Origin of the sequence: Bacillus sp. NP247, from assembly GCF_018966865.1 — a bacterium.
GTDB lineage: Bacteria > Bacillota > Bacilli > Bacillales > Bacillaceae_G > Bacillus_A.
Genome location: NZ_CP076653.1, coordinates 2,291,986 through 2,304,614, shown reverse-complemented (window position 1 = coordinate 2,304,614; position 12,629 = coordinate 2,291,986). Strand labels below are relative to the sequence as shown.

At 39.7% G+C, this 12,629-nt stretch carries 11 protein-coding genes and 1 other RNA gene; 11 read left to right on the top strand and 1 reads right to left on the bottom strand.

Annotated features, from left to right (window positions below):
- Positions 1-5: 5 nt before the first annotated feature.
- Genes KPL75_RS12265 through eno form a run of 4 tightly spaced genes read left to right on the top strand, consistent with a single transcriptional unit; the run spans position 6 to position 4,830 of the window.
- Positions 6-1,190 (top strand): phosphoglycerate kinase, encoded by a 1,185-nt coding sequence (locus KPL75_RS12265; RefSeq protein WP_002016070.1) that lies wholly within the window; start codon positions 6-8, stop codon positions 1,188-1,190.
- A gap of 32 nt (positions 1,191-1,222) precedes the next feature.
- Complete coding sequence (tpiA, locus tag KPL75_RS12260) at positions 1,223-1,978, top strand: triose-phosphate isomerase (protein ID WP_219920821.1); 756 nt, start codon at positions 1,223-1,225, stop codon at positions 1,976-1,978.
- Entirely contained in the window at positions 1,975-3,504 is a 1,530-nt protein-coding gene (gene gpmI / locus KPL75_RS12255; protein ID WP_219920820.1) for a 2,3-bisphosphoglycerate-independent phosphoglycerate mutase, read from the top strand. Before tpiA ends, gpmI begins: the two co-directional genes overlap by 4 nt.
- Positions 3,505-3,534: 30 nt before the next feature.
- Positions 3,535-4,830, top strand: a complete 1,296-nt coding sequence (eno, locus tag KPL75_RS12250; RefSeq protein WP_002034740.1) for a phosphopyruvate hydratase — start codon at positions 3,535-3,537, stop codon at positions 4,828-4,830.
- Between the two features lie 50 nt (positions 4,831-4,880).
- Here eno and KPL75_RS12245 read toward each other — a convergent pair whose 3' ends face one another.
- Complete coding sequence (locus KPL75_RS12245; RefSeq protein ID WP_219920819.1) at positions 4,881-5,831, bottom strand: nucleoside hydrolase; 951 nt, start codon at positions 5,829-5,831, stop codon at positions 4,881-4,883.
- Positions 5,832-6,204: 373 nt separating this feature from the next.
- On the opposite strand from KPL75_RS12245, the gene KPL75_RS12240 reads away from it, so the two are divergent.
- From KPL75_RS12240 to ssrA, 7 genes are all read left to right on the top strand, one after another.
- A complete protein-coding gene (locus KPL75_RS12240) occupies positions 6,205-6,582 on the top strand; it encodes a CidA/LrgA family holin-like protein (protein ID WP_199674426.1) in 378 nt (125 codons plus the stop codon).
- Complete coding sequence (locus tag KPL75_RS12235; protein ID WP_219920818.1) at positions 6,579-7,271, top strand: LrgB family protein; 693 nt, start codon at positions 6,579-6,581, stop codon at positions 7,269-7,271. Before KPL75_RS12240 ends, KPL75_RS12235 begins: the two co-directional genes overlap by 4 nt.
- Positions 7,272-7,367: 96 nt before the next feature.
- Positions 7,368-7,601, top strand: coding sequence for a preprotein translocase subunit SecG (gene secG, locus KPL75_RS12230; protein WP_002144925.1), 234 nt, complete (start codon positions 7,368-7,370; stop codon positions 7,599-7,601).
- Positions 7,602-7,763: 162 nt separating this feature from the next.
- A complete protein-coding gene (locus KPL75_RS12225; RefSeq protein WP_162836430.1) occupies positions 7,764-8,504 on the top strand; it encodes an alpha/beta hydrolase in 741 nt (246 codons plus the stop codon).
- A 257-nt stretch (positions 8,505-8,761) separates the two neighbouring features.
- Positions 8,762-11,161 (top strand): ribonuclease R, encoded by a 2,400-nt coding sequence (gene rnr / locus KPL75_RS12220; protein ID WP_375141028.1) that lies wholly within the window; start codon positions 8,762-8,764, stop codon positions 11,159-11,161.
- Between the two features lie 338 nt (positions 11,162-11,499).
- Positions 11,500-11,967: an SsrA-binding protein gene (smpB, locus tag KPL75_RS12215; RefSeq protein ID WP_002089531.1), complete on the top strand. Its 468-nt coding sequence runs from the start codon at positions 11,500-11,502 to the stop codon at positions 11,965-11,967.
- Positions 11,968-12,092: 125 nt separating this feature from the next.
- Positions 12,093-12,447, top strand: a transfer-messenger RNA (tmRNA) gene (ssrA, locus tag KPL75_RS12210).
- Positions 12,448-12,629 lie beyond the last annotated feature (182 nt).

Here is a 12,629-nt window from a genome sequence, read left to right as displayed (position 1 = left end):
ATCCAATGAACAAAAAATCAATTCGTGACGTAGATTTAAAAGGTAAGCGTGTATTTTGCCGCGTTGATTTCAACGTACCTATGAAAGAAGGCAAAATTACAGATGAAACTCGTATCCGTGCAGCTCTTCCTACAATTCAATATTTAATAGAGCAAGGTGCGAAAGTAATTTTAGCAAGTCATTTAGGCCGTCCAAAAGGTCAAGCAGTAGAAGAATTACGTCTTACTCCAGTAGCAGCACGTTTAGGCGAGCTTCTTGGTAAAGATGTTAAAAAAGCGGACGAAGCATTCGGACCAGTTGCACAAGAAATGGTTGCAGCAATGAACGAAGGCGACGTATTAGTTCTTGAAAACGTACGTTTCTATGCGGGCGAAGAAAAGAACGATGCAGAACTTGCGAAAGAATTTGCAGCTCTTGCTGATATCTTCGTAAACGATGCATTCGGTGCAGCTCACCGTGCTCACGCTTCTACAGCAGGAATCGCAGACTACCTACCAGCAGTATCTGGTTTATTAATGGAAAAAGAGTTAGATGTATTAGGTAAAGCACTTTCTAACCCAGAACGTCCATTCACAGCTATCATCGGTGGTGCGAAAGTAAAAGATAAAATCGGTGTAATTCGTCATCTATTAGACAAAGTAGATAACTTAATCATCGGTGGCGGACTTGCTTACACATTCGTTAAAGCTTTAGGTCATGAAATTGGTCTATCTCTATGTGAAAACGACAAAATTGAACTAGCTAAAGAATTTATGCAACTTGCAAAAGAAAAAGGCGTAAACTTCTACATGCCAGTTGATGTTGTAATCACAGAGGAATTCTCTGAAACTGCAACAACTCAAATCGTTGGTATCGACTCTATCCCTTCTACATGGGAAGGCGTGGACATCGGTCCTAAAACACGTGAAATTTATGCAGATGTAATTAAAAACTCTAAGCTTGTTGTATGGAATGGACCAATGGGTGTATTCGAAATGACTCCATTCGCAGAAGGTACAAAAGCAGTAGGGCAAGCATTAGCAGATGCAGAAGATACATACTCTGTTATCGGCGGTGGTGACTCTGCAGCAGCTGTTGAAAAATTCGGTATGGCTGATAAAATGAGCCACATTTCTACTGGCGGCGGTGCGTCATTAGAATTCATGGAAGGTAAAGAACTTCCAGGTGTAGTTTGTCTTAACGACAAATAAGTAGCAGCCAAAGAAAAAGGACGGTGCAAAGCATGCGTAAACCAATTATCGCAGGTAACTGGAAAATGAATAAAACTCTATCTGAAGCAGTTAGCTTCGTAGAGGAAGTTAAAGGTCAAATCCCAGCAGCTTCAGCTGTTGATGCAGTAGTTTGCTCTCCAGCTCTATTCTTAGAGCGCTTAGTAGCGAATACTGAAGGAACTGACTTACAAGTAGGTGCACAAAACATGCACTTCGAAAAAAATGGTGCATTCACTGGTGAAATTAGCCCAGTAGCACTTAGCGACTTAAAAGTAGGCTACATAGTACTTGGCCACTCTGAGCGTCGTGAAATGTTTGCTGAAACAGACGAGTCAGTAAACAAAAAGACTCTTGCAGCATTTGAACATGGTTTAACACCAATCGTTTGTTGTGGTGAGACTTTAGAAGAGCGCGAAAGCGGAAAAACATTTGATCTAGTAGCAGGTCAAGTGACAAAAGCACTTGCAGGTTTAACAGAAGAGCAAGTTAAAGCAACTGTTATCGCTTATGAGCCAATCTGGGCTATCGGTACAGGTAAATCTTCTTCTTCTGCAGATGCAAATGAAGTATGTGCGCACATCCGTAAAGTTGTTGCAGAAGCTGTTTCTCCAGAAGCTGCAGAAGCTGTTCGTATTCAATACGGCGGTAGCGTAAAACCAGAAAACATTAAAGAGTATATGGCACAATCTGACATCGACGGCGCTTTAGTTGGCGGTGCTAGCTTAGAGCCTGCTTCGTTCTTAGGTCTTCTGGGGGCGGTAAAATGAGAAAGCCAACAGCTTTAATCATTCTTGATGGTTTCGGACTACGTGAAGAAACTTACGGGAATGCTGTAGCACAAGCTAAGAAACCTAATTTTGATGGTTACTGGAACAAATTCCCTCACACAACGCTTACAGCTTGTGGTGAGGAAGTAGGTCTTCCAGCAGGTCAAATGGGTAACTCTGAGGTTGGTCACTTAAATATCGGCGCAGGCCGCATAGTATATCAAAGCTTAACACGCGTAAACGTTGCAATTCGTGAAGGTGAGTTCGATCAGAACGAAACTTTCCAAAATGCAATTAAAAGCGTGAAAGAAAAAGGTACTGCTCTTCATTTATTCGGTTTACTTTCTGATGGTGGTGTGCACAGTCACATGAACCATATGTTTGCTCTTCTTCGCTTAGCAGCAAAAGAAGGTGTGGAGAAAGTTTATATCCATGCATTCTTAGACGGCCGCGATGTTGGACCACAAACAGCAAAAGGTTATATCGATGCAACAAATGCAGTAATTAAAGAAACAGGAGTAGGACAATTCGCGACTATCTCTGGTCGTTATTACTCCATGGACCGTGACAAGCGTTGGGATCGCGTAGAAAAATGTTACCGTGCTATGGTGAATGGTGAAGGCCCTACTTATAAATCGGCAGAAGAGTGTGTAGAAGACTCTTATGCAAATGGTATCTATGATGAATTCGTATTGCCGTCTGTAATTGTTAACGAAGATGACACGCCAGTTGCAACAATCAATGATGATGATGCAGTTATCTTCTATAACTTCCGTCCAGACCGTGCAATTCAAATTGCTCGTGTATTTACAAACGAAGACTTCCGTGAGTTCGATCGTGGTGAAAAAGTACCTCACATTCCTGAATTCGTTTGTATGACACATTTCAGTGAAACTGTAGATGGTTACGTGGCATTTAAGCCAATGAACCTTGATAACACATTAGGTGAAGTTGTTGCGCAAGCGGGATTAAAGCAACTTCGCATCGCGGAAACTGAAAAGTATCCGCACGTTACATTCTTCTTTAGCGGTGGTCGTGAGGCTGAATTCCCAGGAGAAGAGCGTATTTTAATTAACTCACCGAAGGTTGCAACGTATGACTTGAAACCTGAAATGAGCATTTATGAAGTAACGGACGCTTTAGTAAATGAAATCGAAAATGATAAACATGATGTTATCATTCTTAACTTTGCAAACTGTGATATGGTTGGCCATTCTGGGATGATGGAACCAACAATTAAAGCAGTAGAAGCAACTGACGAATGTTTAGGAAAAGTTGTAGAAGCGATTCTTGCAAAAGATGGTGTAGCACTTATTACTGCTGACCATGGTAATGCCGATCAGGAGTTAACTGCTGAAGGTGGCCCAATGACAGCTCATACAACTAACCCGGTTCCTTTCATCGTTACAAAAAATGATGTAGAGCTTCGTGAAGGTGGTATTTTAGGAGATATTGCCCCAACAATGCTTACACTTTTAAATGTGGAACAACCGAAAGAAATGACAGGTAAAACAATTATTAAATAATTTGCTTATATAAAAAGGAGAGAATTTATTATGTCAACAATTATTGATGTTTATGCTCGCGAAGTCCTTGACTCTCGTGGTAACCCAACTGTAGAAGTAGAAGTTTACACAGAAAGCGGCGCATTCGGACGCGCTATCGTACCAAGTGGTGCATCTACTGGTGAGCACGAAGCAGTAGAATTACGTGACGGTGACAAATCTCGTTACCTTGGTAAAGGTGTTCTTAACGCAGTAAACAACGTTAACGAAGCAATCGCTCCAGAAATCGTTGGTTTCGACGTAACTGACCAAGCTGGTATCGACCGTGCTATGATCGAATTAGATGGCACTCCAAACAAAGGTAAACTAGGCGCTAACGCTATCCTTGGTGTATCTATGGCAGTAGCTCACGCAGCAGCTGACTTCGTAGGTCTTCCATTATACCGTTACCTTGGTGGATTCAATGCAAAACAATTACCAACTCCAATGATGAACATCATCAACGGTGGTTCTCACGCTGATAACAACGTTGACTTCCAAGAGTTCATGATCTTACCAGTTGGTGCTCCAACATTCAAAGAATCAATCCGTATGGGTGCTGAAGTATTCCATGCACTTAAAGCTGTATTACATGACAAAGGTCTTAACACTGCAGTAGGTGACGAAGGTGGATTCGCTCCAAACCTTGGTTCTAACCGTGAAGCATTAGAAGTAATCATCGAAGCTATCGAAAAAGCTGGTTACAAAGCTGGCGAGAACGTATTCTTAGGAATGGACGTTGCTTCTTCTGAGTTCTACAACAAAGAAACTGGTAAATATGACCTTGCAGGCGAAGGCCGTACTGGCTTAACTTCTGCAGAAATGGTTGATTTCTACGAAGAGCTTTGCAAAGACTTCCCAATCATCTCTATTGAAGATGGTTTAGACGAAAACGACTGGGATGGTCACAAATTATTAACTGAGCGTATCGGTGATAAAGTACAATTAGTTGGTGACGATTTATTCGTAACTAACACTCAAAAACTTGCTGAAGGTATCGAAAAAGGTATCTCTAACTCAATCTTAATTAAAGTTAACCAAATCGGTACTTTAACTGAGACTTTCGAAGCAATCGAAATGGCTAAACGTGCTGGTTACACAGCAGTTGTATCTCACCGTTCTGGTGAAACTGAAGATGCTACAATCGCTGACATCGCAGTTGCAACTAACGCTGGCCAAATCAAAACTGGTTCTATGAGCCGTACTGACCGTATTGCTAAGTACAACCAATTATTACGTATCGAAGACGAGCTAGGCGAAATCGCTGTTTACGCTGGTTTACAATCTTTCTACAATATCAAACGATAATTGTAGAAAATAACGACAGACCGTGAGAAATCACGGTCTGTTTTTTTTTGCTAAAATTGTTCGTCCGTCATAAGTGACATGAAGTATTTAAAGAAGAGATTGTAATCAAAATCGATAGCAATTTGCTGTGAGGGCCGATTGACGAATGGGCTTGATCCTACTAAAGAGCGGAAATCACCGATGCTTACTCCTTGAGCGTAAGATTCGGTCATGACGGTAATTGGTGATTTGTAGTAGGTAAACATAGAATTATCAAGTAAAGCTAATATCGGTAGCGTGTCATGAAAAGGGCAGCCTTTTAATTGTGGTAAAATTTTTTCGTAATATCCATAGTAGTAATGATCGAATAGAGGTTTGACGAGAGAAGCCTTTCCTTTCGCCTCAATATATTCAGCCATGTCAGGTGTAACGATGGAATACTGCGTTACATTTAACGGGTATATGTACATGTTGGATGCGGATTGTAATACAATGTTAGCCGCGATTGGATCACCATAAAAATTGGCTTCTGATACGGGAGTTACATTACCTGGGTGCAAAAAGGAACCACCCATTACATAATAAGATTTAATTTGCTGCATTAAGTTTTTATATAAAATAAATAAAATAGCTAGGGAAGTGAGTCGCCCTAAACTTACAATGATTAGTTCGTCTTTATACTGCTCGATAAGAGGGATAACTTCAAAGAAATTCTCCATTTCTCCGTTTTGTAACTTTTCATTTGGGATGATTGGTCCTAATCCTTTTTTACCGTGAACATCGGTAAAAAAAGCAGGTGGACATCCATTGAGAGGACGTTCTGAACCACCAAATATTTTTATATCTCTATTTTTTGATTTTTGTTTAAGAAAATGAGCATTTTGTACGGCCATTTCTTTTGGAACATTGCCGTAATCAGCGACAATCCCAACGATGTCAATTTCATCGATAAAGAATGCGAGGAGGAGAGCTATCGTATCGTCGATTCCAGGGTCACAAAAAATGAGAACTTTTTTAGACATATGTTCACCACCTATCTTTATATATATGTGTGCTAGAGAGAAGGCAGAATGAAAATGGAGGAAGGGTTTTATCCCGGATTAACTGCCCGTAAAAGCCCGATTGGTGAAGGCTAATAATCAGAGGGGGGTGGACACCCCCCTCTGATTAAAGTTTCATTTTATTTTATCGAAATAATAATGATCAAAATTCAGAAAATATAAACTTTATATATTAGGTCAAGGTTTTTGACGTAAATTATATTCGAAAACGCAGTCATATCAAGGGTGTAAGCGTATAATATAGTGGATTTTCGTTGTCGATTTGATAAATTGCAGGTTTTTACAATTTATACTATGATAAGGATATTAACAGAAGATCGTATAAACATGAGGGATGATGAACATGAAACTTACAAAGATTCTTGTCCAAATTGCTGCTCTTTATGTATTTTATATGGTTGGAAATTGGGTGCAAGAAATGTTGAATATTCCGATTCCGGGAAGTTTGATTGGTATGTTCCTCCTACTTGTTTTACTTAGCCTAAAAGTACTTCCAGTGAAATGGTTTGATTTAGGAGCAGAAACACTCGTTGCTATTATGCCGTTTTTATTAATTCCGCCAACGCTTGGCTTAATGAATTACGGTGCTTTTTTTATGAGTAAAGGAATTTCTCTTTTCATTACAGTTGTAGCGAGTACGTTTTTAATTATTATTGTCGCAGGACATACAGGACAATATCTTGCGAATAGAAAGGAAAAAGAGACACAATGAGCCAAATATTAATCGGAATCGGTTGGGTTCTTTTTACGGTGCTATTATATCAATTATCTAAAAAAATCTACGGATTATTTCCAACGCCATTTACCATTCCAATGCTTGTTGCGACAGGATTAATGGCTTTCTTATTTATAGTGCTTGATATACCATATCAAAATTATATGGAAAGTGGTGGTGGCTGGATTGCGAAGCTACTCGGACCAGGTGTTGTAGCATTTGCAATCCCACTTTATAAACAACGTCATGTTCTGCAAAAATATGTTGTACCAATTGCTGGTGGTGTATTAGTAGGTACAACAGTTGCTATTGCAAGTGATTTTGCTATTGCCTCACTTATGGGAACAGATAAAAGCTTAATTTTATCTTCTTTACCAAAATCAGTGACAATGCCAGTTGCGATGAGTGTATCTGAACAAGTTGGTGGTGTCCCGTCCTTAACAGCAGCCTTCGTCGTTATCGCAGGTATTACTGGAACAATTACAGGACCAATTTTATTAAAATGGAGCCGAGTTACAAACTCAGTTGGTAAAGGTATTGGCTTTGGATGTGCTTCTCATATTATGGGTGTTATGAGAGCGATGAAGAATAATGAGCATGAAGGTGTTATTGGATCGGTAACAATGACATTAACAGCAATTTTGACATGTTTGCTCGGACCGTTATTCGCAATGGTGTTTATGTAATAGAAGAAAAGCGAGAGCGACACTATAGGCTCTCGCTTTTCTATAGGATTTATGCTAACATTTAAACTAACTGAATCTTTGTAGGAGGTACGCCAAGTGCATACGTTATTATCAGTTTTACTTATTATTGTATCGATTTTAATGATTGTTATGGTACTTATGCAGTCTAGTAATAGCTCAGGCCTTTCAGGCGCTATTTCAGGTGGTGCAGAGCAATTGTTTGGTAAGCAAAAGGCACGTGGAATTGAAGCGGTATTAAACCGTATTACAGTTGTTTTAGCTGTATTATTCTTCGTACTAACAATTGGTGTTACGTACTTAAATTTATAGAGTTAAAAAGAAGAAGCGTTAGCTGATTTGTGCTAATGGTTCTTCTTTTTTAATTTGTTATTCGAAAAAAGTTTCTAATTAGATTATAGAATTATAAATATGGTACACTAAGAATAGAAAGAATACGACTAGATTACAGAAGAGAAAGAGGAGAAATACATGATGAAATTAGCATCTCCAAAACCATTTACATTTGAAGGCGGAGACCGCGCTGTTTTATTATTACATGGATTTACAGGGAACTCAGCTGATGTACGTATGCTTGGACGTTTTTTAGAGAAGAAAGGCTATACTTGTCATGCACCAATTTATAAAGGACACGGTGTACCACCAGAAGAGCTTGTTCATACAGGTCCTGAAGACTGGTGGAAAGATGTAATGAATGCCTATCAGCATTTAAAAGATCAAGGTTACGAGAAAATAGCTGCGGTTGGATTATCATTAGGCGGAGTATTCTCATTAAAACTTGCTTATACATTACCGATTTTAGGTGTTGTACCAATGTGTGCACCGATGTACATTAAAAGTGAAGAAATTATGTACCAAGGTATATTGGCATATGCCCGCGAATATAAAAAGCGTGAGCAAAAATCACCAGAACGAATTGAGCAGGAAATGTTTGAATTTAAACAGACACCGATGAATACATTAAAAGCATTACAAGAGTTGATTCGTGATGTACGCAATAATGTTGATATGATTTATGCTCCAACATTTGTTGTGCAAGCACGCCATGATGAAATGATTAATACGGATAGTGCTAACATTATTTATAATGGTGTAGAATCTACGTTAAAAGACATTAAATGGTATGAAGACTCTACGCATGTCATTACACTTGATAAAGAACGTGATGTGCTACATGAGGATGTATATAACTTCTTGGAGCAACTAGATTGGTAAGATCTAGTTGCCTCTTTTTTTCATAAGGGAATTTATTAGCCCGATTGGTGTGGGCTAATAATCAGTGGAGATGGACAAAGCCCCTACTAATTAAAGTTTCACTTTATGAAAACTGTAAAAAATCATTGGGAGATGATTAAAGTTTCACTTTATACATCCCCCATCTTTCGGATACACTAAATAATATAAGGTTTTAAAGGAGGTATTTCTGCTTGGAAGAAATCATACAAGAAAATATTGATAAGTTGTTATTATTTATGAGAGAAGAAGCGTATAAACCGTTAACGATACAAGAATTAGAAGCGGCATTTGGAATCGAAGGCTCTGAGGGCTTTAAAGATTTCGTAAAGGCACTTGTAATGATGGAGGAAAAGGGGCTTGTTATCCGCACGCGTAGCAATCGCTACGGTCTTCCGGAAAAAATGAACTTAGTGCGCGGTAAATTAATTGGGCACGCACGTGGTTTTGCGTTCGTTGTTCCAGAAGAGAAGAAAACTGGAGATGATGACCTTTTCATTCCACCCACAGAATTAAATGGCGCACTTCATGGTGATACAGTATTAGCACGTGTTAGCGCACAATCAAGTGGATCACGCCCAGAAGGTACAATTGTTCGTATTTTAGAGCGTGGAACGAAAGAATTAGTTGGTACATATACAGAATCGAAGAACTTTGGGTTTGTTATACCTGATAATAAGCGTTGGACAAGTGATATTTTCATCTTGAAAAGCGCATCAATGGGCGCTGTAGAAGGCCATAAAGTAGTTGTGAAAATTACGAGTTATCCAGAGAATCGTTTAAGTGCGGAAGGTGAAGTTATTCAAATTCTAGGTCATAAAAATGACCCAGGGGTAGATATTTTATCTGTTATTCATAAACATCATTTACCTTTAGCGTTCCCTGAAGAGGTGATGGAGCATGCAAACAGTGTACCAGAAACGATTTCAGAAGAAGATATAAAAGATCGCCGTGACCTGCGTGATCAAATGATTGTTACAATTGACGGTGCAGATGCAAAAGACTTAGATGACGCTGTTACAGTAACGAAGCTTGAGAACGGTAACTATAAGCTCGGTGTTCATATTGCGGATGTAAGTCATTACGTTCAAGAAGGTTCTCCAATTGATGTTGAAGCAGCAGAGAGAGCGACGAGTGTATATCTTGTAGACCGTGTAATTCCGATGATTCCGCATCGTTTATCAAACGGTATTTGTTCATTAAATCCGAAAGTGGACCGTCTAACACTATCTTGTGAAATGGAAATCAACAATCTAGGTGATGTTGTAAAACACGAGATTTTCCAAAGTGTAATTAAAACGACAGAGCGTATGACATATGCTGACGTAAGAAGCATTTTAGAAGATGAAGACGAAGCGCTAATTGAACGCTACGAGCCGCTAGTGCTAATGTTTAAAGAAATGGGGCAGTTAGCACAAATTTTACGTGAAAAACGTATGCGCCGTGGTGCGATTGACTTTGACTTTAAAGAGGCAAAAGTACTAGTAGATGAAGAAGGAAAACCGACTGATGTTGTAATGCGTGATCGTTCTGTATCAGAGAAGTTAATTGAAGAGTTTATGCTTGTTGCGAACGAAACAGTAGCGGAGCATTTCCACTGGATGAACGTACCGTTTATGTACCGTGTCCATGAAGATCCGAAAGAAGATAAGCTTGAGCGTTTCTTCGAGTTTGTAACAAACTTCGGATATGCGGTAAAAGGACGTGCGAACGAAATACACCCTCGTGCATTGCAACAAATTCTTGAAATGGTTCAAGGGCAGCCGGAAGAAATAGTAATTTCAACAGTTATGCTTCGTTCTATGAAGCAAGCACGTTATGATTCGGAGAGCTTAGGACATTTCGGTTTATCAACTGAGTTCTACACGCATTTCACATCACCAATTCGTCGTTACCCAGATACGATTGTTCATAGGTTGATTCGTGAATACGTCATTAATGGTAAAGTAGACAACGAAACGCAAGCGAAATGGCGTGAAAACTTACCTGAGATTGCAGAGCACTCTTCTAATATGGAACGTCGTGCTGTTGAAGCAGAGCGTGAAACAGATGAAATGAAAAAAGCAGAGTATATGGTTGATAAGATTGGCGAAGAGTATGACGGTATGATTAGCTCTGTAACAAACTTCGGTTTATTCGTAGAGCTTCCAAATACAATTGAAGGTCTTGTACACGTTAGCTATTTAACAGATGATTACTATCGTTATGACGAGAAGCATTTTGCGATGATTGGAGAACGTACAGGTAACGTATTCCGCATCGGTGACGAAATTACAATTCGTGTTATTAACGTAAATAAAGACGAGCGCGCAATCGACTTTGAAATCGTTGGCATGAAAGGTACACCTCGTCGTAAATTCAAAGATCGTCCAGTTGTTATTGAGCAACCAAAAGGTGGCAGAAAGAAACGCGGTAGTCGTAGCGAGCGCAGTAATGAGCGCGGCGGTGAACGTGGCACGGGTAGAAAATTTGACCGTGATGGCAAAGGAAAAGGCAAAGGAAGAGGATCAGCATCAGGGGCTGCATCAGGATCAGCATCCGCTAGTCAGCCAGGGAAAAAAGATGGTAATGGCAAGAAGAAAAAAGGATTCTTCGAAAATGTACCAGGATTCAAGAAGAAAAAGAAAAAGCGTAAGTAAGAAAAGGGTGGCTTCGCTTCACATTCTGAGCGAGCCACTTTCGCTTTTTGTGTAATCCAGCTACAGTGGCTAGAATCTATTGGTCATTTCACTCCCTCGGACGAAGCAAAAAGCGCTTCTCTGTCAGGAGTTCCAATGTCCAAAGATTCTGAGCGAGCCACTTTCGCTTTTTGTTGGAATCCAGCTACAGTGGCTAGAATGTTCGGTGGCTTCGCTTCTTCCCAGGAGGCAAAGAACGCCTCAAGGTCAGAAGCTCCATCCACCTCACATTCTGAGCGAGCCACTTTCGCTTTTTAATAACATTTGTTACAATGGTAAAAATAGAGGAGGGACGTTATATGCCAAAAGGTACAGGTAAGGTTATTGCGCAAAATAAAAAAGCATTTCATGATTATTTTATCGAAGAAACATACGAAGCAGGGCTTGTCCTTCAAGGAACGGAAATTAAGTCGATTCGCGCTGGACGCGTGAACTTGAAAGATGCGTTTGCACGTATACATAATGGTGAAGTATGGGTTCATAATATGCATATTAATACATATGAACAAGGGAATCGTTTCAATCACGATCCACTTCGTACGAGAAAATTACTTCTTCATAAAAAAGAAATTGATAAGCTGGCAGGTTATGCAAAAGAAACAGGTTATGCATTAATTCCAGTTAGAATCTATTTGAAAAATGGATTTGCGAAAATGGCACTTGGTTTAGCAAAAGGTAAGAAGCAATATGATAAACGTCACGATTTAAAAGAGAAAGAAGCTAAACGTGAAATTGCACGCGTGTTTCGTGATCGTCAAAAGATGTAATACAGATATTTACATTTGTAAAACGGCACGCGTATGTTATAATAACTTATGTAAGATTGTTGCACATTGAAAAACAGCTCTTAGTAGCTATCACGATATTTCTTCGTATGCTCCATTTTTATCATGGGGACGTTACGGATTCGACAGGGATAGTTCGAGCTTAGGTTGCGAGTCGAGGGGATCGGCCTCGTTAAAACGTCAAAGCCTATAATTGGCAAACAAAACAATCTTTCTTTAGCTGCTTAATTGCACTAAAGGTTCCTCCCTCCATCGTCCATGTGGTAGGGTAAGGGACTCAAACTAAGTGGACTACGCCGGAGTTCGCCGTCTGAGGGCGAAGGAAGAGAACAATCAGACTAGCAACTTGGAAGCCTGTCGATAGGCCGAAGAGTTCGCGAAATGCTAATATATCGACTACACTCGTAGAAGCTTAAGTGCCGATATTTTTGGACGTGGGTTCGACTCCCACCGTCTCCACCAATACATATTTGGTGGTTTTTTTATTTTGTATGATATGAACCATAAGTTTGCCGCTCCGGCAAGCTTATGGTTCTTTTTGTTTGCGGCAAACTTATGCTTTCAGGATTTGAAGAATATTTTTAATGTCGCTTTTAAATAAAGTCACGGTGCTTATAAAAAAGATGCGATGTTTTGTCCCTTTG